This window comes from Schaedlerella sp., assembly GCF_056796775.1.
Genome location: NZ_JBQIKP010000059.1, coordinates 1 through 26809 on the forward strand (window position 1 = coordinate 1; position 26809 = coordinate 26809).

The following is a 26809-nucleotide window of genomic DNA, read 5'->3' on the forward strand; positions in this document are numbered from 1 at the left end:
TAGGTGGTCACCTGCTCCACATAAGCCTCCCGGTCCAGGTCATAGATCTTGAACTCCGCATTTTTCACTAAGACGGGTTTCTTCGTCTCGTCATCCTTCTTCACGATCCGCAGCCTTGCTTCGAATTCCTCATCCAAAAGCACCCGCCAGGCCTGGGGCGTATCAGGATGGTTCTCTGTGATGTGGACCAAAAAGTCCCTGACTGGCTTATAGTTCTGGGGCACCGTGGTCTCCCGCACAAGGTACGTGCCGAAGGGCAACGGGATGCTGCAGGCATAGCCGTTTTCATCGGTAAAGATCTCGGTCTCCCCGTTGGCTCCAAGCACCACCGGGGCTGCGGATTCCAGATCATATCCCCCGTCTTCCTTCACGTCCAGGGAAGAAACCAGGTAAGCCGTAAATCCTGCCCCTGCCAGCAGGACTGCGTCTGTTTCCCCGCTATTTGCTGCTTTCACGATCTGGAAGGGCTGTTTGATCACCTGGTCCGAGGAGGTACAGTCCCTCTCAATGACAGCGGAAAGCTCCCCTTCATAGCTGCAGACCAGGTCATGCTCGGTTTCATCGGTCAGGTAACCGGCGGGCGGGGTAATTTCTTTTACGAAATATTCTCCCAGATACAGGCCGTCTATCTCCGCTTTTCCCTCTTCATCCGTGGTCAGTGTGGCCACCTGTTCCCCGGCCTGGTAAAGCACACCGTTCTTTGCGTCCGGATGAAGGATGTCATTCCTTGCATACAGCCCGCAGACCGCATGCTCCAGCGAAGCGTCTCCCTGGGGGATACTTTCTCCTGTTTCCCTGTCCACTTTCACGAGCCGGATCGTTGCACTGGCCCGTTCATTGGTAAATGTATGGGCAAAGAAGACCTTCGCCTCACTGCCGTTTGCTGCTTCAAACCGGAAAGCGTATGTATCCTCCTCATTTTTTAAATAGTTTGACGGGGCCTGGATTTCCTTCACATAATAGCTATAGCCGATAGGCAGGTCAGCAGAAAAGACAGCGCTTCCATCCGCTCTGGTGGTCACCCGATCCAGCAGCGTATCCTTGTCTGCAACCGGATTTCCGTCTGCATTCTTGATGCTTTCCGATGCGTATAATCCAAACACACCTCCGACCAGGCCGTTCATCGTATCCTGATCCTTCTTTACGATGCTCACCTCCGCTTTCTGACGGTCATTGTGGAATGTGGCAGTGGAAAAGGCCGCTTCTGCCGTCTGCCCGGCATATGCGATCACGACCTCCTTTGTTTCCTTTGCATTGTAAAATCCTTTCGGGGCCTGAACCTCCGTTACCCGGTAGGTTCCCAGGTGCAGGTTCTTTACCGTGACGGAACCATCCGCTCCGGTCTCCAGGTTCTCTGCCACCAGCTGTCCGGATTTGAATACTACCGTTCCGGAAGGTGTCACGATATCCCTCGCCGCATAGACGTTAAATACAGCTCCTTTTTGCTTCCGGTTCCCATACTGGAACGTGAACCCGTTTTCATGGGGAACGGCTCCGGTCAGGACTTCCCCCTCTTTATAGATAGTCAGGTTTCCCAGCTGTTCGATATCCGGAACCGTAGTGGAAACGGTCTGGTTTGTCTTGAGTGCCACCCGGTAGGCGGTGGCATTGTACCGATATCCGGAAGGCGCGGTGATCTCTTTCAGATAGACCGTATCCTGGGTCTTTGCGATCTCCACTTCGGATTCCCCATTCCGGTTGGTGGCAGGCATCGTCGCGATCAGATTCCGGCAGGCTTCCTCCTGATAGATTCCAAACACCGCCCCGGCCAGTCTGGCGTTGGAAGCCGAGTCTACCTTGACCACCTTCACCCTGGCAAGATCCATCCACTGTACGGAAAAGCGGACGGAATTCCCGCTCTCTTCCTCATAATAGCTTCCGATATCCTGGTTGGCGTCCCCGGTGGATACTACCAGGGCTTTCCAGATGGTCCGCAGGCTCCCCCGCATTTCCCCGGTATCCCAGGTACCGCTGACGCTCATAGGGGCGGTGAAATAGAAGCTGGTCCCGCCGGAGATCCGGACGCTGCCGCCGGTCTGTGTTTCTCTGCTATCCTCGTTATGGAACGTCACGTTTTCCGGGATTCTTAAGGTAATACTGTTTCTGGAATCCCCTTCCAGCCAGATGCTTTCTGTCCGCTGTTCCGAGCCGTTGCCGGTTGCTTTCAATGCGGTTTCGGACAGGCTGAGATAAGGGTCTGGGGGCGCTGGCTGGTCCGCCAGGTAATTGATCCATCCCAACACCCCGCATTCCTGCAGATCTTCCATGGTACAGCCCTCAAACCCGTCGATGCCGCAGTAGAAGTAACTGGCCGCAATGTGGGTGAACACGTATTTCAGTTCGCCCCCGAACTGGGGCATGAACTGGTCGGTCAGATCTCCGGCTCCGCCGTATCCATAGTACAGGGTTTTCTGCAGGTTGGGATTGCCCTCCAGAACCTGGGAGGCGTAGCTCCCCGTAGCCGGTGTGCACTTGGCGGATTCCAGGCAGTATGCGATCCTTCCATTCACGGTGAACATGTTGGTAGAGTAGTTTCCCAGATTGGTGGGATAGAAGACCTGCGCGCCTGTCACCAGGGAAGCGCTTCCCGAGGCGGCCCTGGCCCTTCTGGCTGTGGTCCTGGTATCCATGGAAAACAGCAGCAGGCCGCCGTCCTCCGCGATCTGCTCTGCGTGCTCATGGGCATCCTCAGACTGCTCCATATCCTCTATGACAGCCTCCATCTGTGCTTCTGTCATGGAGTCTGATGGGACGGATTCCGAGCCTTCAAGATCCGGATCCTCCGTGTCCGGGCCTGGTCCCCCTTCTTCCTCTGAAGGTTCCGTGGGCTGTTCCCCATTTTCATCTGTGGAATCTGTCCCAGCCTGGGATACATCCGGCTGTTCTTTTACAATAATATTCCGGCAGATATGGTAAGATGGATTTCCGCTCACAGGTTCCACAAAATATACTGCTCTGTATGAATCTGGCTGGTTCGTATCAAAATCCTGCCCGGACTGGTTCTTTGCTTCGTGGAATTTCACCCTTACCTTCTCTTCCGGAATCTCTATGCTTGAAAAATCATGCTCTATATCAAAGCTGCTCCCGGCTTCGATTTCGTAATCTCCTGCCGTCACGATCTCATCCTCTGCCAGTTCTGACCGGACAGCTTCCAATGCCGGATACTCTGCTTCATAGGCTGCTGGCTCCGGATCTTCTGCCAAAGCGGAAGCTGGCTGGATCAGGGCCGACACAATCGTCACGACAGCCAGAAGGCCGGATATCCATCTTTTTGTTTTTCTATTCGTCAATCAATCTACCTCTCTTTCATCTCTTCACTTTTTTATGACACAGGAAACCCGCTATTGGCAGCTTTTCCTGCATCCTGTGAGACAATCCAGAAAAAAACGTCACTGGCGCGTTTTGCTGGATACTTCGCAATAATAAAAGCCACAGGCCTCTTTTTTAGAAGTCTGTGGCTTTCCATCACTTATTCTGCTTTTGTTCTTCTATTTCCATTTCATAACAGACAGCGTAAAATTTAAAAGGTTACTTACGCCGTAGGAATGGATTCTGCTTTTTTCTTCAGTTCCAGTACCGTTTTCAACGGAAGTTCTGTCTTTTCCGCAATTGTCTCCTCATCCAAGGTTCCAATCAGGTTTTGGGCAATTTTTAATTTTCCCTGTTCGAACCCTCTATTTACCAGTTTCCGTCCCAATTCTGTCACTCCAATCACCTCCGTCAATTCATCCATTTCAGCAGACTCTAAAAATTTATCCGCCATGATATACAATACTGCCTCAATCTTATCCAATTCCTCCTGCCCGATAGAGCCTGCACCCCGTGTGATCCGGTACGCTTCCTCCACCCTGTCCTTCAGGGGCATCTCCCCGCCCATCAGCAGGCAGAGCGTCAGCGGAACCAGATCCTCCTTCGTAAGTTTCCCGCCGCATTCCTGCTTCTCCTGAAGCTCCCTGATCACCTGATCCGCATTGCGGCTCTGCATTGTAATCGGGACGATGCGGTATGTATTCACGCCCTCCGTAAATTCCGCCATCGGCTTTTGGATCTTCCCGGAAAACAGCACATAAGTGGTGACCGGAACCTTATGCTGGTAGCTATACAGCGCCTCGTAGGCCCGGAACCTCTTTAAGCCCCCCAGCCCTTCGTTTGTGCTCTGGAACTCAAAATGCGCGCATGAGCCGTCCTCCATGTCAAAGTTAAAGTCTTCATGGAAGACCTTTACGTCCAGATGCACCAATTCCGTTGCCACAATACCCACGGCTTTCCCCTTGATCCCGAAATACGGGAGCAGCACATCCGAAAAATACCGGAAGGCCGTCTTTAAGGCCACGTCCTCATGCTGGATGGCAGCTGCCTGCGCTTCGGGCTCCACAGTTTCCGGAGCCTGTTTTAATTCTTCTATATCCATATCCTTTCCGTAAAACCATACAGGGAAACCTTCTTTACTATAACTATATCAAAAATCACCTTTGCAGACAATGCGGTTTTACTAAAAATATTTTGTTTGTTTTTTCTCTATGGCAGTTTTGAAAATCCCCCGGATAGCAGGAAAGAGATGACCTGATCGCGCTGCTTGCCTACATAGATAGGAACAACAAGCGGAAATAATAAGCCTACCTTGTCACTTGCCCGGTGAAGGTAGGCTTATATAATCTACTGGAGGTCAACCACTTTGTGGGCGGTTGTTATCTCATGGTTACTATAGCACATCCGGCAACAGGATTCAAGAGCTAAACTGACGTTTTTTCCGGAACGCGCTTGAAAAACGCCCCGCCGTATCCCCTCCAACTAACACACAGATTCCTCTCATCCATTACAAGCATCTACTAACGCTCCGTCTGCTGAGTTTGACACTTTGTCCTTCCCATAAATTACTGGTAGCCCTTATGGTTACTGGTATTTTTTTGTCAATATTTTACATTTTCTGCATGTGTTGTCTTACGTTATTTCGCGGTTTGTGGTATACTAAAAACAGGATGGAGATTCATATGTATTTGAAGGTAATTACAAAAAAGGGCGTTTCCAGACTCTATTTATACGAATCCTATTATAAAAATGGCAAAGCCAACCAACGCTGCATTGAAAGCCTTGGCCGTCTGGATGAACTTCAGAAGCAGTTCGTTGATCCGGTTTCTCATTTTAAGAAAATCGCCCAGGAACGCACGGATGAAAAAAAGAACTCCAGAAAAACCATTGTTTCCATTGACCTTTCCTCTGCTATGGACATAAACGAGGACAGCCTTAAAAATGTCGGTTATTCGGTGCTCAAGACACTTTATAAGCAGTTGGAGCTTGATAAATTTTGGAAAAATATACGAAAAAAAACTTCCATTCAATATGACCTCGAAGCGGTTTTCCAGCTCCTTGTGTTCTCGCGTATCCTTTATCCAGGCTCCAAGATGGACACGTTTAACAAAAAAGACATTTATTTTGAAAAAATGGAAGGCTTCACTTTAAAAGATATCTACAAGGCACTGGACATCTTTGACAAATATGACACGCGGCTCCAGAAATGGATCTATGAACATTCCGCCCCCATCTGTGAAAGGGATATGTCCGTATCTTATTTCGATTGTACGAATTACTACTTTGATATAGGGCGGTCTGATATGGATACTTTCGATGATAACGGCAAGCCTGTTGATAAAAAAGGAAAGTCGGCAGAATTAAAGTACCGTAAGCGGGGCCCGGAAAAGAACCACCGTCCTGACTCCATTGTCGAAATGGGGCTGCTCATGGACAGGAACGGAATCCCCCTTGCTTTTGACCTGTTCCCTGGAAATGAATCGGAAAAAGTCCACATGCGCCCAATCATAAACCGGGTAAAAAATGAATTTCACAGCGGGCGTGTCATTTTTGTGGCTGACCGAGGGCTGAATACCTCAGACAATATCTATTATCTCAATGGCGATAACAAAGCAGACTATAATCCACGGGACGGATACGTATATGGGCAGTCCGTCCGCGGTGCGGATGCTGAATTTAAGGCCTGGGTTCTGGGAGGCGGATACAAAACAGAAAAGTTGAAGGATGATGACGGCAATGAAGTTACTTTTATCCATAAGTCACGTATTCATCCCAAAACGATCCAGGTAAACGTGACCATCCCAGGACAGAAAAAAAAGAAAAAGAAATCCGTCTCCTTTGACCAAAAGCAGATGGCTTATTATTCCGAAAAATACGCAAAAAAACAGAAACGCGACCGTGAGATTATGATCGCGAGGGCCAAAGATCTGATCTCCCATCCAAAGAAATATGGCAGAGTGACAGCCGCAGGCTCTGGGCTCTGGCGCGTATGTACAGAACATTGCATTTGACAAGTCTACCGGCGAGATTGTTGACGGAAGGGGATTAGTCCTGGATGAGGAGAAAATCGCAGAAGAAGAAAAATATGACGGATACTATTCCATTGTCACCAGTGAATTAAAAATGAGTGACCAAGAAATCAGAGAAACCTACAGAGGGCTGGCCCGGATTGAGGAGACTTTTAAAATATCCAAGACTGAGTTTGAATCAAGGCCTGTGTTTGTCTGGACAAATGCCCATATCGAAGGGCACTTTGCCACCTGCTTTACCGCGCTTGTACTGATCCGGCTTTTACAGACAAAACTCGGCGGAAAATATCCCATTGGGAAGACAATTGAGGCCTTAAGGAAATACAATTGTACACAGATTGATAATACGCTGTATCAGTTTGTTTATTATGATGAGATCCTTGAAGAATGTGGAAACATCTTCCACATGGAATTCAACAATAAGTACCGTTCTAGGGAGCAGATCCGAAGAATACTAAAATATTAAAAAAGTTTTTCTTTTTAGGAAATCCACCGAATATACCACCTACAGACAAAACACGGGAAGCCTTGATTTTACTGGCTTCCCGTAATATTTAGTGTCAAACTTGAGTTCATATTAACCTAAGCCATATGGGTTTGTCAAGATATATTTTAAGCGTATCCGGTTCAGTAACAAGAAGCTTTTGGTATCAGGCACCGTCAGGTGCCAATTTTTTGTTATGGTCGCTCCGGATGATCATAGAGAGAAACAGATTCTAGACTTTCCGAGACTACACGAACGAAATATTCCCCTCTATTCCCGAATCTCCTCCACAATCCCTTCCCTCAGAACCGCCCTTCCGGACAGCAGGGTCACCCCCACGCAGATCCCGATATTCAGCAAAAGGATCCCTCCCAGGGCCGCTCCAGAGACAAATGCCCCCGGATGCAGATAGAGGTATACATGGACCAGAAAATAATATAAGATTTTTTGAACCACAAAGTAAATGACCAGAACCGTAACCCCCGAATAGATCCCGTAGCACAGTCCTTCCTTGGCCAGCATCCTTTTGAATCCCGCGTCCGTGATCCCCATGGCCCGCAGGATCCCGAACTCCCGCTTCCTTGCCGCCACCAGGTACTGCATGCTGTTCATGATGTGGAGCAGGCTGATCCCCAAAAGCACCGCCGCGATCCCATAATAGAAGAACATTTTCTGGTAAAGGTACAGGTTCTGCTGCCGGATCTGTTCACTGTAGTCCTTCACCACACATCTGCTGATATTTTTTGCCAGCTTCCCAAGCTCCGGGGAAACCGCCTCCGCCCCGATTCCCGGATCCGCCGAAATGCTGATCGTCTGGTAGTCCTTCACCCCGAAGTTCTGCTCCATCTGCTCGTTGGTCATGATGATGTCGATGACGGTGGTGCCCTCGTCGCCGATATAAGTATTTACTTTGGCAAGCGGCCGGCTGACCACTGCCGCCACCGGCAGGGACGCACTCTGGTACCATCCGCTCTCCCCCTGGAAACGCAGGGCCTCCTGAGGAACCTCCGAGCTGCTGACCGTGGTCAGTTCGACCGCGTCTCCGGGCACCACGCATACGCCGTCATAATTTCCCTGGCCGTCCATCAGGGTTTTCAGAATCACGCTGTTCTCCTTGCGCATCTGGTCTGGACGGATCTCCCCTTCTAAGAGGTAGTCGTTCAGGCTCTCCAGCATGGCATCGTCATATCCGTAAATATTTACTTTCAGCGCGTAATCTTCCTCCCCAGTCCGTACAGCGAGTCCGTTATAGTTTTCCATCAGCTCCGGATCTGGCAGGAATCCCTCTATATCCGCGGTCTCCGCAAAATATTCCGGCCACAAAAATGTCCCGTCTTTCAGCGCAAGCTCTCCCAGGAGATACCGGACCGGATGAAATTCCCGGATCCCGGACAGATTTTGCATGGCTTGGACGGCACTCTCGGGGATCACGTCTGTCAGCTGGCCGGACTGGATGTAAACCTGGATATCCGAGCCCAGGCCGTCATCCGCCTTGAAGGTCAGTTCGTTGTGGATCTTTGTATTTTCCGTAACATAAAATGCGCCCAGGAAAATGATGCTTCCTATGGACAGCGACAGCAGGATCCCTACAAATGTCCCTTTTCGGGAAAGCATAAACTTCCGGGTCAGGATCCCGGTCAGGCTGCCCCGCCGGATGCTGTAGATCTTCGGATCACGGCGCTTCACCAGATCCCCGGTCAGTCTCTGCCGGATGGTTGTATTTCTCGTCCGGCAAATGAAGATGCCGCTGATCACCAGAAAGGCGGCAATGAGGCAGAGCGCCCCCGCAGCGCAGATACGCCAGCTGACCTGGTAAGCTCCTGCGTCCGGGAGGCCGGCCGCGCCGAACTCCTCTGCCGGGCTGCTGCCTCCCACATGCCGTGTCTGATCCTGCGGCAGAAAGATGCGGCCGATTTTCTGATAGATCAATCTGCCCGCCAGATTTCCAAGCAGGCACCCTGCCGGATATCCCGCCAGCCCGATGCTGCCCAGCTCACAGAACAGGATTCCAAATTGGCCCTTGTCGGTCATCCCCAGGGTCTGCATGGCACTGTACTGGGACATCCTGCGGATCACGGAGATCTGGAACAGGCTGTAGATCACAAACGCGCCGAAAAACGCGATCGCCAGGAGGATCACACATTCCGTCAATTGCCCTTCTTCATTGAGGGTCCCCCAGATATAGGGCAGTCCGGCTCCCGGGTTCTCCAGGCCGGTCCTGACCACTTCCCGGACGTTCACCGGCTCCAGTCCCCCTGTATATACGGCCAGACCATTATTCCTTTTGATGTCCGAGCCCGGAATGCCAAACTGCCTGGAAAACGCTTTCACCTGGTCATAGCCCTTCCGGCTTTCGTCAAATTTGAAATATACAAATGTACCGTTTGTCCCGTAATCCAGTGCGGAGCTTACGAAGACCTGCCGCACATCCCCCAGAAGCTCCGGCATTTTCTCCGGCATTTCCTCTACGATCCCGCACAGGGTAAAGACTTCTTTGTCCAGCACGACCCGGGTTCCCAGTTCCGTCGACACTCCCAGGTTCTGCAGGGTCTGGACATCCGCGGCGATCTCATGCTCCTGCCGGGGATAAACGCCCTCAATCATGTCCCGGCCCATCATCTCCAGATACCCGGAGTCCGCATACACAAGCTGGATGGAAAAAGGCTCCTCGATGGCCTTGCGGACCGTCTCCACTCCCGTCTTTTCCAGAGCATACCCTCTTCCCGAAGGGTCCTGTTCAAACTCTTCAAACCATTCCGAGTCCCCTCTGGTGCTGTAATGCCAGTCCCCGTATTGGGTCCTGGCGTTCTCACGGGTGGCATACCGCCCGCTTTCAAAGAGCCCGCCCATTCCGGTCAGGAGGGCCGTAGACAGAAGGATGCCTGCCAGCAGCGTCAGGGTCTGCTTTTTGTAATACCGGAGATAAGAAAAGGAAATGTGAATGCTGTTTTTCATGATCACTCACCTTCCCTTTCGTTCAAGAGCCTTCCGTCCTCAATATGGAGGATCCGGTCGCAGCTCACAGCCAGGCTTTCATTGTGTGTGACCATCATCATCGTCTGGTTGTATTTTTTACAGCTGTTCTTTAACAGCCCCATCACCTCCACGGTGGTCCTGGAGTCCAGGTTCCCGGTGGGTTCGTCGGCCAGGATGAGGGCCGGCTTGTTGGCCAGCGCCCGGGCGATCGCCACCCTCTGCTGCTGTCCCCCGGACAGCTCATTGGGAAAACGCTTCCGCTTCTCCCACAGTCCCAATTCCCGGAGCAGCCCTTCAATATAAGGGTGGTCCACATATTTTCCCTTGTCAAAGGTCACCGGGAGGGCCACATTGTCATACACATTGAGGACCGGCATCAGACTGTAATTCTGGAACACGAATCCGATATTTCTCCGCCGGAAGATGGTCAGCTCCTTTCGTTTCAGGCCCGCGATATTGTGCTTCCTTATGATGATCTCTCCCCCGGAAGGCACATCCAGACCGCCGATCAGATTCAGCAGCGTGGACTTTCCGGAGCCGGAAGTCCCTACGATGGCGGCAAACTCTCCCTGTCCGACGCGGAAGGAAACGTCCCTCAATGCATGAACCGCGTTCTCTTTTTCTCCATATTGTTTGCTTACATGATTCACCTGCAATACATCCATTTTTTCACCCCATTTTTTGTGGAGCACTCTCGTAAACTCCCTTGCACCCATCTTTGCGACTGGATGCAAAGAGTTTCCGAGAATGCTCTTCTGATTTGCGGACTTCCACCGGCAGCGCAGCCTGTGTCCGGCTGTCTTCGGGCTTCGTTCCTAATAGATAGAATAGCAGGCGAATCTTTCATTGTACTGACAAAATCCCCACTCAATTCTGACAGTTTTGTAAGAATACGGAAATGCAGCTCCCCCTTCCGTGTTCCGACGCGACCGTCATGTAGCCTTTTTCCTTGTCCAGGATCATTCGGGACAGATACAGGCCGATCCCTGACCCTTCCCGGTTCTCCACATCCCGACTCCGGTAAAAGCGCTGGAAGATCCGGTTTTGCTCTTCTTTCCGGATCCCGATCCCGTTATCCCGGAACTGGATCTCCGTAAACAATTCCAGCGGTCTGACCTGAATCTCAATCTGGCTTCCACTCTCCGAATACTTGACTGCGTTTTCTAAAATATTGACAAATACTTCCGCGGTCCATTTCGGATTGTGTTCAAGCAGGCAGTCCGGAAACGGCTCCGTCACGATGCGGATCTCCTTTTTCTCCGCTTTTTCATATACGCTGCTGAGGGCGCTCACGAGGGTTTCCTTCAGGGACGCCTGTTCCGTCTCAAACCGGATCACGTCCTGCTCCAGCTTCACCATTTTGAACAGAGACTGCAGGATCCAGTTGATCTTGTCCAGCTGCAGCCGCATCCGTTCCAGAAAATCCGCCCTCTGCTCCGCATCCGGTTCCGTTTCCAGCAGCTCCCGGTACATGACCACATTGCTCAGAGGCGTTTTCAGCTGATGGGACATGTTGGAGATCAGGCTCTTCACCTGTTCTTTTTCCTTCTGCGCCTGGTCCACCTCGTATTCCAAAGTTTCCTGCACCCGGATCATTTTCCCGGCAAGGGCGGACAGCCCTCCCTCCCGGATATCGGAGATCCCGATTTTCTCCCGGTTGAGCACCTGCTCCAGCATCCGGCTGACCATCCGGTACATCCTTCTTCTCCGGAAGCGCTCCGCCGCCGCGATCCCTGCTGTTATCAATAGCATTCCTGCCAAGATTCCCGTCATTTTTCTACACTTCCTTCCAGGGAACTGTGTGGAAATATCCTGCGCAGCCGCACAAGTTATTTCCAGATATATCCGATTCCATACACATTGACCAGGCGCTCCGGATGCTTCGGGTCATCCTCGAGCTTGCTCCGAAGCCTGCGGATGTTCACGGAAACCGTGTTCTCGTCCACATAGTTTCCCTGGCTGTCCCAGACCGAATCCAGGATCTGCTCCTTGGAAAGGACACGCCCCGCATGCTCTACAAAATAGAGCAAAAGCTGGTATTCGGTCTTGCTGCAGTGGATCTCCGTCTGGTTCTTATAGACCTTGCAGGTATTCCGGTCAATCCGGATATCGCCGGAACAGAGCGGGATCTGCAGCGTGTCCCTGCGCAGCAGCTTTTTGATCCTTGCTTTCAGGACCGCAAGGGAAAAGGGCTTGCTCATAAAGTCGTCCATACCGGTTTCCAGCGCCTTCACCTCGTCCATCTCCGTATCTCTTGCGGTGAGCATGAAAATGGGGATATCGCATTCCCCTTTGATCCGGGCGCACAGGTCAAATCCATTGCCGTCCGGCAGGTTGCAGTCTAACAGGAGCAGGTCGCATCCCTGCTCGTGAAAGATCCGCAGTCCCTCCTTTACAGTGGACGCGGCCCTGGTCTGATACCCCTCGGACCGCAGAGAAAAGCTTAAGCCGTCCTGGAGATCCGTATCGTCTTCGATGATCAAGATTGTTTTTTTGTCCATATCATACCTCCAGCCATTTTTCCCGGAACAGCCAAATCAGAAACTAGTACAGCGTTGCATTAATTTTGAAGTAATAAGCGCTTGATGTCCATGTCAGGACAAGGCGGAGGAAGGAGGCGATGCCGGTAGCATCGTTGACTGACTCCAACGCAGTAATGGCATGGACAGCGAGTGATTATTACTCAATTATTAATGCAATGCTGTACTAGATTCCCCGTATGCAAAGCTCTGCGCACATGGCGATTCATCCCCCGGTCAGCCCGATGCGGGGCGCCAGAAATGCCGCCCCCTCTTCCTCCTGTCTATAGAGTAAAACCGGCTAATCCGAACCCCCTGCCATACTTCTCTCCGCAAGCCGCAGCGCCGAGATCACCGGCACGATCAGGATCCCGCAGAAAAAATTACTGACGCCATGTATCAGATCGAATGGCAGACCCGCAATGATCCAGGAGACCATCCCCTGAAAGCTCATTCCAAATAAAACAGCCTGTGCCGGCGCATACAGCGTCCCAAACAGGAAGCCATGGGCCGCACAGACTGTCATGTATACAAAAGGCCGGAGCTTTTTCGGAAGATGTTCCGGAAGGAGCATGACAACGCCCCACAGAACAGTCCATACATAAAGGTAAGGAACCCACCACGCCGCAAAGCCGCAGAAGATCCCGTTTAAAATCACATATATATAAATAGGATATAGTGCTTTTTTCCGGTAGACCACTGTAAATGCAATGGTGAATACGCCCAGCAGGTGGATATTGGGCGCCACCTCCATCAGGAGCTTGGACGCGTACATGACCGCGCCCAGCATCGCAAATATCGTAATCTCCCTTGTTGTCGGCTTCACGCTTATTCCACCTTGAAGGCGTAGGTGTCTCCTTCCGTGATCTTCGTGGAATCCACACCCTCCGCGGCATACTCGTCATTGACGTAGAATGCCCAGTAAACGCCGTCTTTATCATAATCCGCAGTGATGCCGTTCACTGTCTTTACGAAAAGGCCGTACTCCCCTTCCTCTCCTTCGATCAGTCCCACATCCTGCAGCGCTTCTCCGACCGTTTCTTTGTCTGTATGGATCTCAAACAGGGTTTCCTCCCCATCCTGGTCCACCACGGTGAAGTCAAATTTGGTATCGCCCTCTCCCAGCACACTGCCTTCGTTTTCGGTCTGGGAATCGGTCTGCGCATCCGACTCTGTGTCTGTCTGGGAATCGCTCTGCGCGTCTGACTCTGTGTCTGTCTGGGAATCGCTCTGCGTATCCGTTCCGGCTTCTGCCTGAGAATCACTCTGCGCATCCGTCTGCTCCTGCCCGGCCGATGCCTTGTCTCCTCCGTTTTCGCTGCTGCCATTACAACCCGATGCAGACAGTGCCATAGCCACAATCAGCACGATGCAAAGGAAGAATGACCATTGTTTTTTCATGCATTTCTTTCGCATAACTTCTATTCTCCTTCGATTTGTATTTCCTCCGTCAGCCGGCGCCCGCAGCTGGATGTTGCGGGAGGATCTGTCCTGTCCGGATATTCCGACTCGGCATGGATGCTTGCAGGCCTTCTCAGATCTGTGATTCGACTGTCGGAAGGTCTCTTCCGGTTGATATTCCAATCATAGATTCCAATGGCTTTTCCCTGAATTGTGGCGTTTGGGCTGTTTCAGGCAGGAACGCAGATTTCCCGCGCAATCCGGCCGGACAGATCCCATTCAGGTATGCATAGCAGTGAGTATATACTTTATACCTTACGGCGACGGGCTCGTACAGGATTTTCACCTGTTTCCCCGGGCAGTCCTCTATTAAGATAATATATTCCAGACATTTCGTCAATATCATTTCCGATCTATCAAAAAATCCGAATACAGAATTCTATATCCGGATTTTTTGACAGATGTTCCTTTTCTTTAATTGTAGCTTCTCTGCTTCTTTATTTTTCCATCTCAGACACACAATACCTTTCAACCAAACGAAGAAATTCTTCCGCTACCATGACCTGTCTCTCTGTCTCTTCACGAATGGCAATATAAAAATCATCGTAATCGCTGGCATGACGTATTTCTTCTGCTTCACCTATTTTTCTTCCTATCTCTCTGGGAAAAATTTCAGTTTTTACATAATCTTTATTAAAGTTTCCAATTGCGTCTTTATGGCGCTTAAAAGATTTTCCGTTTAATGCATGAACGGCATTGATCGCATGAAAAATAGCATAATAAGCACGATTATTAGACCCTTTATATTCTTCAGCAGCCAATAATATTTTCGCGGATTTTAAACTCTCCTTTGCAGTCTGAATCCGGTACAAGCATAAATCCTTTTTTGTCCCTATATCTTCTTTAGGCTGCTCCATACAAGATCACTCCTTCTCTTTGAATATTTGCATAAAAAGGATAATTTTCGCTCCACTTCCTGAAATGTGCTTCACTTTTTGCGATTGGCTTAATATCAACCTCATTGTCTAAATTGAAATCATAAGTCATATAGGAGAGCTGTTGGCTGTATGCTTTTAATTCCAGTTCAGAAATATTCAGCAGGATCATGATATCCACATCAGAGTCCTTTTTAAAGTCGCCTCTGGCATAGGAACCATATAAAATAATCTCCCGTAAATGTAAGCCATAAATCTTTTTAATTTCTGATATATATCGCTCCATTAAGTTTTGCATGATCTGCGGCATATCGAATCCCCTTTATGAATCATTCTCCTGATCATTCTCTTCATCTGCAAACAGAATCATTTCTGATTTTGCTATCACTGTAAAAGGATCATTGGTTCTGAATAAAATATAATTTGTCACCAATTTCCGTAAGGAAATTGGTGACCTGCGCGGCGCTCTGGCGCAATACCTATTATAGCATAAAATGATCAAAATGGAAAGACAAACCTCATCTTACTGCACCGACAGATTCGTATACCCCATCAAACTCAGATCCACCTCCCGGGCGGCCTCTCTCCCTTCCCTTATGGCCCACACGACAAGAGACTGTCCCCGGTGCATATCCCCGGCGGCAAACACATTTTTCACATTAGTCTGATACGCTCCCGGCGCGGTCTTCACGTTGGTCCGTTCGTTCAATTCTACGCCGAAGGCCTTTGCCACATAATTTTCGCTGCCCAGAAAGCCTGCCGCGATGAGCACCAGATCCGCTTCCACCGTATACTCGCTCCCGGCGATCTCCGCCATCATCATGCGCCCGGTCTTTTCGTCCTTCTTCGATTCCAGCTTCACCAGCACCGCCTTGCAGACGTTCCCTTTCTTATCCTTGACAAATTCCTTCACCGTGGTGGTGTACACCCGGGGATCGCGGCCGAACAAGGCAATGGCCTCCTGCTGCCCGTAATCCGTCTTGCACACCTTCGGCCACTCCGGCCAGGGATTGTTCTCGGCCCGCTGATCCGGCGCCTTGGGCATCATCTCTAACTGCAGCACCGACTTCGCGCCGTGGCGGATGGCCGTGCCCACACAGTCATTGCCCGTGTCCCCGCCTCCAATCACCATAACCTTCTTTCCTTTCGCGGAAATATACTGGCCGTCTTTTAATTTCATCTCATTGGCCCACAGCGCTTTCGTGGTAGACTTCAAGAAATCCACCGCGAAATGGATCCCTGCCGCGTCCCTGCCGGGTACCTTGATATCCCTGGGATGGGAGGCCCCGCAGGCGAGCACCACCCGGTCATATTCCTTGAGGATGGACGCCGCCTTCACGTCCTTCCCCACGTTGCAGCCGGTCCGGAATACTACGCCTTCCTTTTCTAATATAGAAATCTTCCGGTCGATGATCTGCTTCTCCAGCTTCATGTTGGGAATACCGTACCGGAGCAGCCCTCCGGCCTTGTCCTCCCGCTCGTAGACTGTCACCAGATGTCCCCGGCGGTTTAACTGGTCCGCCGCGGCCAGCCCGGAAGGGCCGGAACCGATGACCGCCACCTTCTTCCCGGTCCGCGCCTTGGGCGGGCGGGCCGCGGCGTATCCCTTTTCGTATGCATTTTCAATGATGCCGTACTCATTGGCCTTGGTGGACACTGGATCCTCATGAAGCCCGCAGGTACAGGCATTTTCACACAATGCGGGGCACACCCGGGAGGTAAATTCCGGAAAATTGTTGGTTTTCGCCAGCCGGTAATAAGCCTCCTCCCAGTTTCCGTTGTAGATCAGGTCATTCCATTCGGGCACCAGGTTGTGCAATGGACACCCGCTTGCCATGCCGTTTAGCATCTGGCCGGACTGGCAGAAGGGCACGCCGCAGGCCATACACCGGGCGCCCTGTAACTCCTGCTCTTCCTTCGACAGAGGCGTGTGGAATTCCTGAAAATGCCGGATCCTGCTCTCCGGCGCTTCTGCTATTTTGTCCTGTCTTTTATAATCCATAAATCCTGTTGGTTTTCCCACTGTTTCCGCCTCCTATCTTCCATTCTTGATCTGGTTGAACGCTTCGATCTTCGCCTGCTCCGCGCTTAAGCCCTTTTCCTCCATCTGCAGGATGGCGGACATCATCTTCTCGTAATCCTCGGGGATGATCTTCTTGAACTTCGGCAGATAATCCTTAAAATGATCCAGGATCTCTTTTCCGATCTCGGAGTTGGTATACGCCACATGCTCCTTGATCATGCTTTTCAGCTCCTGGACGTCGTATTTATCTGACACCCGCTCGATCTTGACCATGGACTTGTTGACCTTCTTGTACAGGTCACTGTCCAGATCCAGCACATAGGCGATGCCGCCGCTCATACCGGCCGCGAAGTTCTTTCCCGTGGTGCCTAAGATCACTACCCGGCCTCCGGTCATGTACTCGCAGCCGTGGTCTCCCACGCCTTCCACCACGGCCATGGCGCCGGAATTGCGGACGCAGAACCGCTCTCCCGCCACACCGTTGATAAATGCCTTTCCGCTGGTGGCTCCGTAGAAGGCCACATTTCCGATGATGATATTTTCATTTGGTTTAAACTGGATCCCCTGGGGCGGGCATACGATCAGCTTGCCGCCGGAAAGTCCTTTTCCAAAATAGTCGTTGCTGTCCCCGGTCAGCTCCAGCGTCAATCCCTGGGGAATAAACGCGCCGAAGCTCTGGCCGCCCGCGCCCCTGCATTTGATCACATAGGTATCCTCGGGCAGCCCTTCCGGGTATCTCCGGGTGATCTCCGAGCCGAAGATGGTGCCGAAGGTCCGGTTGATGTTGGTCACATCCAGCTCCATGCTCTTCTTCTGCTTCTTTTCCAGGGCCGGGAGGAGGTTCTTCACCAGCACCCGCTCATCCAAGGTCTTTTCCAGCTCAAAGTCAAAGACCTTCTTGGGGTTGAAGATCATGCCCTTCTTTTTCCCGGCGTAGGGGTTGTACAGGACGTTTTTCAGATCCAGCGTGGCCGCGCGGTCGGAAACCGGCACGTCCTTTACTTTCAGAAGGTCGGTCCTTCCCACCAGCTCATCCACGGTGCGCACGCCCAATTTTGCCATGTACTCCCGCAGCTCCTGGGCGATAAATTTCATGAAATTCACCACGTATTCGGGTTTTCCGGCAAAACGCTTCCGAAGCTCTGGATTCTGGGTTGCCACGCCCACCGGGCAGGTGTCCAGGTTGCATACCCGCATCATGACGCAGCCCATGGTCACCAGCGGAGCCGTGGCAAATCCAAATTCCTCGGCGCCTAAGATGGCCGCAATCGCAACGTCCCGGCCGCTCATCAGCTTTCCGTCGGTCTCGATCCGCACCCGTTCTCTCAGGCCGTTCTGGATCAGGGTCTGGTGGGTTTCCGCAAGCCCCAGTTCCCAGGGAAGTCCGGCATTCTGGATGGAACTTCTGGGCGCCGCCCCGGTGCCTCCGTCATATCCGGAGATCAGGATCACGCCTGCCCCGGCCTTTGCCACGCCCGCCGCCACCGTGCCGACCCCGGCCTCGGACACCAGCTTGACGGAAATCCTGGCGTCTTTGTTTGCATTTTTACAGTCATAGATCAGTTGGGCCAGATCCTCAATGGAATAAATGTCGTGGTGGGGCGGCGGGGAGATCAGGCTCACCCCCGGCGTGGAATGGCGGGTCTTCGCGATCCACGGATATACCTTTCCGCCGGGCAGATGGCCGCCTTCTCCGGGCTTTGCGCCCTGGGCCATCTTAATCTGGATCTCCCTTGCGCTGACCAGATACCGGGAGGTCACGCCGAACCGGCCAGAGGCCACCTGCTTAATAGCGGAGCACCGGTTAGTATCCAGCCGCTCCATGTCCTCGCCGCCCTCGCCGCTGTTGGATTTTCCATGGATCTGGTTCATGGCGATGGCCAGCGTCTCATGGGCCTCCTGGGAAATGGATCCGTAGGACATGGCGCCGGTCTTGAACCGGGTCACGATGGAATCTACAGGCTCCACCTCCTCAATGGGAATGCATTTCTCGGGCCATACAAAATCCAGCTGGCCCCGGAGGTTGATCTTCTCCCCCTCCTCGTCCACCATCCGGGTATACTGTTTGAACATGTCGTAGCTGCCCCGTTTCGTGGACTGCTGCAGCATGTGGATGGTCTGTGGATTGTACAGGTGCTCCTCGCCGCCGCTCTTGGACTTGTGTTTTCCCACGCTGTCCAGGGTCATATCCACCTCCAGCCCCAGGGGGTCAAACGCCTGGGAATGGAAGGCAATGTAATCTCCTGCAATCTCCTTGATGCCGATGCCGCCCACACGGCTCACCGTATCGGTAAAATACTGGTCTATAAATTCGGTTTTCAGGCCGATGGCCTCAAAGATCTTCGCCCCCTGGTAGGACTGGATCGTGGAGATCCCCATCTTGGACGCGATCTTGATGATCCCGTGGAGGGCCGCATCGTTGTAGTCGTTGACCGCCGCGTAATAGTCCTTGTGCAAAAGCCGGGAATCAATCAGCTGGCGGATGGACTCATGGGCCAGGTAGGGGTTGATGGCGCAGGCGCCATACCCCAAAAGGGTTGCGAAATGATGCACCTCCCTGGGCTCCCCGGATTCCAGGATCATGGCAACCGAGGTTCTCTTCTTGGTCCGTACCAGATGCTGCTGCAGGCCGGAGATGGCAAGCAATGACGGGATCGCCACATGGTACTCATCCACCTCCCGGTCAGACAGAATCAGGATGTTGGCCCCCTCCCGGATGACACGATCCACTTCAATGAACAGGTATTCCATGGATTTTTCCAGGCTGGCATTCTTATAATAGGTGATCGGGATCTCCGCCACCTGGAAGCCGTCCACCTTCATGTTTTTGATCTTCAGCAGATCCGTATTGGTCAGGATAGGATTGCTCACCTCCAGCATCTTGCAGTTTTCTTCCTTCTTTTCCAGGAGATTGCCGTCCCTTCCCACGTAAATGGTCGTGGAGGTCACCACCTCTTCCCGGATGGCGTCAATGGGAGGATTGGTCACCTGGGCGAAGCGCTGTTTGAAATATCCGAACAAGGGCTGATTTTTCTGGGATAGCACAGCCAGGGGCATGTCGATTCCCATGGCTGAAATCCCTTCCGCCCCGGTTTTCGCCATATTTAATATGGAGGTCTTGACATCCTCGTAGGTATAACCGAAGGCCTTCTGCAGGCGGGTGCATTCCTCTCTGGAAAAAACGGGCACCTGCTGGTTCGGAATCTTTAAATCTTTTAAATGGATCAGGTTGCTGTCCAGCCACTCTCCATAGGGTTCTTCATTTGCATAGCGGGCCTTTAATTCCTCATCGTCGATGACCTTGCCGGCAATGGTATCCACCAGCAGCATTTTACCCGGATGGATCCGCTCCTTGACTACGATCTTGGTGGGGTCGATGTCCAGCACGCCCACCTCGGAGGAAAGGATCAGCTGGTCATCGTCCGTGATATAGTACCGGGACGGACGCAGGCCGTTTCGATCCAGAACCGCCCCCATGCAGTCGCCATCGGAAAAGAGGATGGAGGCCGGGCCGTCCCATGGCTCCATCATCGTAGCATAATAATGGTAGAAGTCTTTCTTATCCTGGCTCATGCTGCGGTTGTTCTCCCAGGGCTCCGGAATGGAGATCATCACAGCCAAGGGCAGCTCCATGCCGCTCATCACCATAAATTCCAGCGCATTGTCCAGCATGGCCGAATCGGAGCCGGAGGTGTTGATGGCCGGAAGGACCTTGTGCAGCTCTCCTTTTAAATATTCGGAAGACATGGTCTCTTCTCTTGCCCGCATCTTGTCCGCGTTTCCCAGGATGGTATTGATCTCCCCGTTGTGCACCATGAACCGGTTTGGATGGGCCCGCTCCCAGCTGGGATTGGTGTTGGTGCTGAACCGGGAATGCACCATGGCAATGGCGGATTCGTAGTCCTGATCCTGCAGGTCCTCGAAGAAGAGCCGCAGCTGTCCCACCAGGAACATGCCCTTGTAGACAATGGTCCGGCTGGAAAGGGAGACTACATAGGTGTTGTCGCTGCTCTGCTCAAAGATCCGGCGGGCCACATACAGCCGGCGGTCAAAGGGCAGCCCCTGCTCTGCCTTGCGGGGACGCTCGATAAAAGCCTGCATGATGCAGGGCATGCATTCCACCGCTTTTTTTCCGAGCACCTCCGGATGAATGGGGACCTCACGCCAGCCGAGAAACCGCAGGCCCTCTTTTGCCACGATGACTTCGAAGATCTTTTTCGCCTGGTTCCGTTTCAGTTCGTCCTGGGGAAAGAAGAACATCCCCACTCCGTAATCCCGTTCTCCGGGCAAAGAAAAACCGAGGGGTGTACAGACCTTGGAGAAAAACCGGTGTGAAATCTGTAACAAGATTCCAACTCCGTCTCCTGTCTTACCCTCGGCGTCCTTGCCAGCTCTATGTTCAAGATTTTCTACGATCTTCAGGGCGTTTGCCACGGTGTCATGGCTCTTGATGCCCTTGATGTTCACCACCGCACCGATTCCGCAGTTGTCATGCTCAAACTGAGGATGGTACAGCCCGGCCTGACGGCCTGCTGATTCTGTTTTCATAATCAGATATCCTTTCTTTTAATATTGTGATGTTAGGTAGCAGATACGAAAGCGGAGCACTGTTAGTTTCGCTATAGTCCAATAGCGTAGCGGAAAGCAGTGCTTTGGGCACTTTAACACACTGCCGTTTTAAACTTTGTATTGTCGTTCTTAAATATACAACACTTTTTGGGATTTGTAAATAAGAAATTTTTTAGATTTGTCAGATTGTTTGATATTTCAATATCAAAAGTATTATTTTCTCTCAATTTCCAATAAAAATGTAAATATATGAAAACAAAAGATACACAGTCTATATGTGATATCGTAAAGAAGTATTTATAATCGAAAAAGAGTTATGCTCAATACCCTCCTCATTAAAAATGGCAGATATAATAATGTATTTCTGCTATTAATTACGATCACCCGAAGAAGTTAATCTCTTAATGAATTCTATTCGGGATTATATCCCCCCTTGGCATTCCTAAATAAAATCTTCATAAGTTCACAATTTCCTTTAAAACCGCTTATCTTGGTAGGTATTTTGTTATTCTTCGGATATGCTCTTGTAACTGGAACCTCACAGGCTTTCATTCCAATCTGTGTTGCCCTTACGGACAAATACGCCAAAAGTTCATATGTCATAAAAATATCTCGCAGAGGCTGCACCCTTTCGTCCAGCAGATAATTGACGGAATATGCTCTGTAAGCATTTGTTGTATCTGTAAACCTCTGATGAGCTGTAAGTGAAATAATTGGCGCATGAATAAATTTTACGGATATGGTACGGATAAACGGCGTATTCACCGCCCTACCGCCTTTCACAAATCTGGAGCCTTGAACCAGATCATATCCAGCTTCCAGCTTCTCAATAAACTGCGGGATATCTTCAATACTGTCCTTGTTATTCCCATCAATAGTAATAATTCCTTTATATTCCCTCTGCAGCGCCCACCAAATACCCATACGCAACTGCGCTCCCTGCCCGCCCATATCCTGTTTCACAAGGAGCGTATTTACCTTAAGCCTACGAAGCCTCTTTTCTTCCGTACATCCATCTGTAGATCCGCCATCACAAATTACGATATCTACATAATCTGTAACTCTATTCCTACAAGCACGTTCTAATTCTCTGATAATGCGCTCTCCTTCATTGATGATAGGAATCAGAACTACATACTCCCTGCTTTTTTCTTCATATACAGTACACTCAAATCTGGGTACGCCAGTCTGTCTTTCATAAATCATACCTGAAAATTATCCCCTCTCGTCTTAATATCATCTTTATTTATCTTTTCGACTTTTCATTTCCATTCCCGCCATTATCTTCAATATTCTGTACCAGTAACATTTCCTTCAAATACTGTATTAATACTTTCGCAACGAGCTTCCCTTAGATTTAAGCAAACGCTTCTATCGAGATAAACCATAGATACAGTAATACTGCAAAGTTAACTTTTTCTATGCTTCATCCAAATGTTTCCTTCACATATTTAATGGCGCTGTTCAAATCATCTAAACCACCTGTTTTCCCCAACTCAATTGATACATATCCCCGATATCCTTCAGCAAGCAACTGTTCTTTGAGTTCTTCATGAAAAGTTCTTTTTCGTATCGGCCTGAGCCCTGGCTCGCTGATATGTACATGGTTAATATAACGAACCTTTCCTGTTAAAATATCTACTGGTTCCCTATTTTTAATCATAGTCCCTACATCCAGATTAAGACGAAATCCCCTGGAATCTACTTGTTCTATCAATTGAATCGCCGCCAATGTGTCATTGATATAGTTCGTATTATAAATCGGAGGATTCGCCTCGATTCCAATCACAGTATCGTTTTTTATAGCATAATCACTCACTTCTTTAAAAAAACTTACACCAATCGCAGGGTCTGCATCATCCGGAATCGCACGATTTCCCGGACAACCAAATACAAGATTATCACATCCGATAGCTGCCGCAAATTCAATTGCCTTCTTTGTATATTCTACAAGCGTTGCCCTCTCTTTCCTGGAACCAAATAGGCGCTCCTGTCTGCCGAACCATATTGACTGCATGGACGATATAGCAAGCCCATACTCCCTTTTCAGCTCCTCTGCCCATACACCAGCTTTTTTCAGCCTGTCATATGGCGTTTTCGGAAATATTCTTGTCGGCGCTATCTCTAACCCACAATATCCGTAGTCTTTCATTAACGCATATACTGTCTCATCTTTCTCTGCAGGCCAACCTATATTTGATACGGACAATTTCATTACTTATCATCCTCCTTCGACTTCCTACAAACCTCAGCAATTTTATTAACTATAATATAGAAACATGTTTGGACAAATCCCATATACCACATCACATAGTTTTGTGAATAATGTATATAAGAATGCGACTTTGCCAAGCAGAACCATGAAACAGATGTTAAAAAAAATACTATATACATAGCAACCATATCAATATTTAGTTTTTTCTTATGATACTCATAAGCAAATATTACCAATGGAGAACAACATAAAAGCGGGAACAAATTTCCAGCTACCCCTGTTACCACCTCTGTCGGAAACTTAAAGTACTTACAGAAAACCTTCCATACGGAGGTATTGAACGATTCCCAGAGTACTGGTGAAAAATCATTCAAGTCCCCTCCTCTCGTTCTTTTAAGGACATCTTGTTCAAATATATTCTTTATACCTCCCAAAATATTTCCCTCTGCCCTTAATGGAGCATGAATACAGATTGCTGCCATAAATCCAAGCAGAGCTACAAAGCCTATAATAACTATCGTTCTAAAGAGCAGTTTAGCTTTTTCTTTGTCCCGCTTTGTAATAGCTGCGATAAAATCAACCAGCATGAAGGATATAAGCCCCATCATAATTGATGATATGTACTCATAGCCGCAAAGACATTTCATGGTAATTGCTAAAAAAGCAGCAATGTAGCTGAATATTCTGCATTTTCTGTCATTAATCTTATATGTACAGAACACTCCTACCGCCATCGGTATAAACCAAGTGAATTCCACCCAGTAAAGATTACGAGCAAAGTTTACCACACATGGAGCCAGAAGGAAAGTAATGAATGATATACACGCTAGCAGAGGGTTATATTTTGCTACCATCAATAGCACGATTACAGAAAAAACCGTGGCTGTAGCTAACGCACATAAAAGATGCAATGTCTCAATTTCTATATCATCCGCAATATATCTTGCCAGACGTCTGAATATCTTTCCTTGTAATCCATACTGGCTCGTATATGCAGTAAGTATAGCAGGCTTATATTCTTCCTTTTTTGAGTTTATAAATACTATATCCTCTACTCCACCATATTTTTCAGAGTTCAAAATTCTGTCCGCTTCTAGGCGGATCACAATATTTTTCCAGTCATTAATAATTTCTATGACACGAAACGTATTACCATTTGAAAATCTCACAAGATCTATATCCTGAATCACTTCGTTTGTATACTCATTAGAGTTGATAATAAATGCTGACTCCGTTTTAGAGTAGCCTTTATTCCAATCATCATCCGAAACAGGCGTTCGCACGTAAGAATAATAACCGCCAAACTTGTCATGATAACGCCCCAATCCAAACCCGATATGTCCAGCTTCCGTAAACCAGACATCGTTCTCTTCTGCTAATATGACGCTTGTCACAAAAGTTTCACTGAATTCCTCAAAGTTATCAAAACCGCTGTTAGCATTATCCATAGAATTGTACATATAATTCCATGTCAAAACACCTGTCATAAACATAAAAAGAGAGAACTTGCTTATCAGCTTTTTACCAAAATTATCCTTAATCAGTATCTTACACGCTACCCACAGCCATAATGAAATAGCAAATAGAAATATCAGGCTCTTTGTCTGGAAATCAAAAGTCGACTCTTTATAGGCATATGCTAAAGCAACATTTCCATCCAGCGTTTCTTCCCTTAAATAATCCCTGTCTATGGTGACCAAAGACGGGGTTGCCTCACAACCCCTTAGAGAAAAGGTCAGGCTATAGACCTGGCCTGGTTTAAGTTTTGCTGAAACATACGTTTTATACCATATATTATCCTTTACTTTACTCAGATCAACATTGATTATGTCAAGAACCTTTCCATTCCTTTCTTTAATCGTCATCACAAGTGTCCCGCAGTTTTCATCCGGCTGATTTCTCATCAAAATCTCCACCCCTGCGAAATGCTTCTTCGCAGGAGAAAAATGCATCTCGTAATCCCCTTGTGACAATTCGATCGGTACATCTAGATCTTCTGCCGCCTCTTCTATGTTAATTTCGTCATAATAATACCCATGTGTGAATACATCCATCGGACCAATCGCAATTATCATCAAAAGCAAGACTACAGAGATGATGAAAAATACACCTTGTTTGGATTTTATTTTTTTCATTATATCCCCACCTAATCTACTATGTTCTTTATTTCACTCATCACTGTACCTTTATCACTCACATACCCGCCGCTTCCACCAAAGATATAATTATAGATGGTCCTATAACCATAATCTACCGGAGTTCCTTTTAGCTCATTGATAAACGGCTTACCCGCAAGAAACTCATACAATTCTCCCGCTGAGACTGGTTCGGTTGCCGGGTGCCATAATGTAATCCCTGCCCTAAGCGCAATATGGATGTCATCCCACAGATGGGCAAGATTATAAAATTGGTAGACACTTCTGCTGTCAGTGAAGTTCAACGCTGAAAACCCCAGTCTCTGAAACCTATTCTTTAATCCCGCTTTCTCTTCATCAGAAACGTTTACTTTATAAAAGCCATTATCCTGAAGAAAATAGAACTCCTTGATCCCAGGATCTTTTCCTGCAAGCTGCTTAAATTTTTCTTCTTTCAACATAAAAGGAATCACATTAATGTAATCATAAATAAAATTCTTCTTCATATTTTGGCCAAACAATCCTGGCAGCCTGATAATCAACGCATCCGGATACATTTCCCTTGTCCATGCCTCCAACAGATATCTATTATAGCCATACGCATGAAGACCGTTCGTATCAATCCTGGAATTCTCATCGACATCCTTTGGAACTTTAAAAACATCTACCGTAGAAATTAGGATAAGCTTTTTAGGATTTATATTTTTGATATTTTCCTCAGCCTGAATAATAAGCCCCATGTCCTTTTCCCGGTTATGGTCAGCCAGATATTTTTCGGCCCGCAGCCCAGCATAGATGAGGAGATCCGGATTCGTCCCATATGCTTCCCTTATATTTTTTGAATTATATACAGCCCCTATCTTTCCGCCTGCAGCTGCATAGATATTGCTTCCAACAAAGCCAGTATATCCCACCAACGCTATCATGTTATCTCCCCTCTCTATTTCGTCAGTTTCTCTATACTCTCATAACTATACTGTTTTCGCCTGAATACAAGCCTGACCAAGAGCTGTAGGTATTTGGTAATAATAGTTAGTATTCCGAATACTCCAAAGAATGCTGCTGACAAAAATAGTATCGTTGTTGTCCAGCCCGCAGCTGGATTAGATGTTATATATCCTAAAACCCGGATAATAAAGACTCGAATCAATCGTTACTAAAATCCGACTATCCTCGAAGTTTTATACCAAGCTTTTCCACAAACAACATATCTC

General features: G+C 49.1%; 18 protein-coding genes. 2 read left to right on the top strand and 16 right to left on the bottom strand.

The genetic code is table 11. The annotated features are described in order from the left end of the window. Together ACTOY7_RS18830 and ACTOY7_RS18835 are read right to left on the bottom strand one after the other, a co-directional pair. A partial coding sequence (locus tag ACTOY7_RS18830) for a SpaA isopeptide-forming pilin-related protein (RefSeq protein WP_482672749.1) occupies positions 1 to 3290 on the bottom strand: 3290 nt, incomplete at its 3' end. A 242-nt stretch (positions 3291 to 3532) separates the two neighbouring features. Further along, entirely contained in the window at positions 3533 to 4411 is an 879-nt protein-coding gene (locus ACTOY7_RS18835; protein WP_160284099.1) for an RpnC/YadD family protein, read from the bottom strand. Between the two features lie 580 nt (positions 4412 to 4991). Here ACTOY7_RS18835 and ACTOY7_RS18840 point away from each other — a divergent pair. Together ACTOY7_RS18840 and ACTOY7_RS18845 are read left to right on the top strand one after the other, a co-directional pair. After that, positions 4992 to 6320 carry an IS1634 family transposase gene (locus ACTOY7_RS18840; protein ID WP_482671799.1) on the top strand — a complete coding sequence of 443 codons (1329 nt, stop codon included), beginning with the start codon at positions 4992 to 4994 and terminating at the stop codon, positions 6318 to 6320. Between the two features lie 16 nt (positions 6321 to 6336). Further along, positions 6337 to 6804 carry an IS1634 family transposase gene (locus ACTOY7_RS18845; protein ID WP_482672311.1) on the top strand — a complete coding sequence of 156 codons (468 nt, stop codon included), beginning with the start codon at positions 6337 to 6339 and terminating at the stop codon, positions 6802 to 6804. Between the two features lie 288 nt (positions 6805 to 7092). Here ACTOY7_RS18845 and ACTOY7_RS18850 read toward each other — a convergent pair whose 3' ends face one another. From ACTOY7_RS18850 to ACTOY7_RS18915, 14 genes are all read right to left on the bottom strand, one after another. After that, entirely contained in the window at positions 7093 to 9777 is a 2685-nt protein-coding gene (locus tag ACTOY7_RS18850; RefSeq protein WP_482671798.1) for an ABC transporter permease, read from the bottom strand. Between the two features lie 2 nt (positions 9778 to 9779). Then, on the bottom strand, positions 9780 to 10463 hold the full coding sequence (locus ACTOY7_RS18855) for an ABC transporter ATP-binding protein (RefSeq protein ID WP_160284096.1): 684 nt from the start codon (positions 10461 to 10463) through the stop codon (positions 9780 to 9782). A gap of 202 nt (positions 10464 to 10665) precedes the next feature. Beyond that, positions 10666 to 11571 carry a sensor histidine kinase gene (locus tag ACTOY7_RS18860; RefSeq protein WP_160284095.1) on the bottom strand — a complete coding sequence of 302 codons (906 nt, stop codon included), beginning with the start codon at positions 11569 to 11571 and terminating at the stop codon, positions 10666 to 10668. Positions 11572 to 11627: 56 nt separating this feature from the next. Beyond that, positions 11628 to 12299: a response regulator transcription factor gene (locus ACTOY7_RS18865; protein WP_394682989.1), complete on the bottom strand. Its 672-nt coding sequence runs from the start codon at positions 12297 to 12299 to the stop codon at positions 11628 to 11630. 319 nt (positions 12300 to 12618) lie between these two features. Then, positions 12619 to 13143 (bottom strand): hypothetical protein, encoded by a 525-nt coding sequence (locus tag ACTOY7_RS18870; protein ID WP_482671631.1) that lies wholly within the window; start codon positions 13141 to 13143, stop codon positions 12619 to 12621. 2 nt (positions 13144 to 13145) lie between these two features. Further along, a complete protein-coding gene (locus tag ACTOY7_RS18875) occupies positions 13146 to 13733 on the bottom strand; it encodes a DUF4430 domain-containing protein (RefSeq protein WP_482671630.1) in 588 nt (195 codons plus the stop codon). A gap of 482 nt (positions 13734 to 14215) precedes the next feature. Continuing rightward, positions 14216 to 14635: a HEPN domain-containing protein gene (locus ACTOY7_RS18880; protein WP_300886482.1), complete on the bottom strand. Its 420-nt coding sequence runs from the start codon at positions 14633 to 14635 to the stop codon at positions 14216 to 14218. Next, positions 14622 to 14963: a nucleotidyltransferase domain-containing protein gene (locus ACTOY7_RS18885; RefSeq protein ID WP_300886483.1), complete on the bottom strand. Its 342-nt coding sequence runs from the start codon at positions 14961 to 14963 to the stop codon at positions 14622 to 14624. The genes ACTOY7_RS18880 and ACTOY7_RS18885 overlap by 14 nt, the downstream gene beginning before the upstream one ends. Positions 14964 to 15176: 213 nt before the next feature. Beyond that, positions 15177 to 16676, bottom strand: coding sequence for a glutamate synthase subunit beta (locus ACTOY7_RS18890; protein ID WP_300886484.1), 1500 nt, complete (start codon positions 16674 to 16676; stop codon positions 15177 to 15179). A 12-nt stretch (positions 16677 to 16688) separates the two neighbouring features. After that, positions 16689 to 21224: a glutamate synthase large subunit gene (gltB, locus tag ACTOY7_RS18895; protein ID WP_482671629.1), complete on the bottom strand. Its 4536-nt coding sequence runs from the start codon at positions 21222 to 21224 to the stop codon at positions 16689 to 16691. Positions 21225 to 21656: 432 nt separating this feature from the next. Then, entirely contained in the window at positions 21657 to 22451 is a 795-nt protein-coding gene (locus ACTOY7_RS18900) for a glycosyltransferase family 2 protein (RefSeq protein ID WP_482671628.1), read from the bottom strand. A gap of 220 nt (positions 22452 to 22671) precedes the next feature. After that, positions 22672 to 23460 (bottom strand): sugar phosphate isomerase/epimerase family protein, encoded by a 789-nt coding sequence (locus ACTOY7_RS18905; protein WP_482672309.1) that lies wholly within the window; start codon positions 23458 to 23460, stop codon positions 22672 to 22674. Beyond that, positions 23460 to 25595 (bottom strand): hypothetical protein, encoded by a 2136-nt coding sequence (locus ACTOY7_RS18910; RefSeq protein WP_482672567.1) that lies wholly within the window; start codon positions 25593 to 25595, stop codon positions 23460 to 23462. Before ACTOY7_RS18910 ends, ACTOY7_RS18905 begins: the two co-directional genes overlap by 1 nt. Positions 25596 to 25606: 11 nt before the next feature. Next, positions 25607 to 26521 carry an NAD(P)-dependent oxidoreductase gene (locus tag ACTOY7_RS18915; RefSeq protein ID WP_482672566.1) on the bottom strand — a complete coding sequence of 305 codons (915 nt, stop codon included), beginning with the start codon at positions 26519 to 26521 and terminating at the stop codon, positions 25607 to 25609. Positions 26522 to 26809: the final 288 nt, after the last annotated feature.

What these genes read in the sequence shown, in the direction of transcription:
- ACTOY7_RS18835 (WP_160284099.1), bottom strand. Translation starts at nt 4,411, where the DNA reads ATGGATATAGAAGAATTAAAACAGGCTCCGGAAACTGTGGAGCCCGAA.
- ACTOY7_RS18840 (WP_482671799.1), top strand. Translation starts at nt 4,992, where the DNA reads ATGTATTTGAAGGTAATTACAAAAAAGGGCGTTTCCAGACTCTATTTA.
- ACTOY7_RS18850 (WP_482671798.1), bottom strand. Translation starts at nt 9,777, where the DNA reads ATGAAAAACAGCATTCACATTTCCTTTTCTTATCTCCGGTATTACAAA.
- ACTOY7_RS18855 (WP_160284096.1), bottom strand. Translation starts at nt 10,463, where the DNA reads ATGGATGTATTGCAGGTGAATCATGTAAGCAAACAATATGGAGAAAAA.
- ACTOY7_RS18860 (WP_160284095.1), bottom strand. Translation starts at nt 11,571, where the DNA reads ATGACGGGAATCTTGGCAGGAATGCTATTGATAACAGCAGGGATCGCG.
- ACTOY7_RS18865 (WP_394682989.1), bottom strand. Translation starts at nt 12,299, where the DNA reads ATGGACAAAAAAACAATCTTGATCATCGAAGACGATACGGATCTCCAG.
- ACTOY7_RS18875 (WP_482671630.1), bottom strand. Translation starts at nt 13,733, where the DNA reads ATGCGAAAGAAATGCATGAAAAAACAATGGTCATTCTTCCTTTGCATC.
- ACTOY7_RS18880 (WP_300886482.1), bottom strand. Translation starts at nt 14,635, where the DNA reads ATGGAGCAGCCTAAAGAAGATATAGGGACAAAAAAGGATTTATGCTTG.
- ACTOY7_RS18885 (WP_300886483.1), bottom strand. Translation starts at nt 14,963, where the DNA reads ATGCCGCAGATCATGCAAAACTTAATGGAGCGATATATATCAGAAATT.
- gltB (WP_482671629.1), bottom strand. Translation starts at nt 21,224, where the DNA reads ATGAAAACAGAATCAGCAGGCCGTCAGGCCGGGCTGTACCATCCTCAG.
- ACTOY7_RS18900 (WP_482671628.1), bottom strand. Translation starts at nt 22,451, where the DNA reads ATGATTTATGAAAGACAGACTGGCGTACCCAGATTTGAGTGTACTGTA.
- ACTOY7_RS18905 (WP_482672309.1), bottom strand. Translation starts at nt 23,460, where the DNA reads ATGAAATTGTCCGTATCAAATATAGGTTGGCCTGCAGAGAAAGATGAG.
- ACTOY7_RS18910 (WP_482672567.1), bottom strand. Translation starts at nt 25,595, where the DNA reads ATGAAAAAAATAAAATCCAAACAAGGTGTATTTTTCATCATCTCTGTA.
- ACTOY7_RS18915 (WP_482672566.1), bottom strand. Translation starts at nt 26,521, where the DNA reads ATGATAGCGTTGGTGGGATATACTGGCTTTGTTGGAAGCAATATCTAT.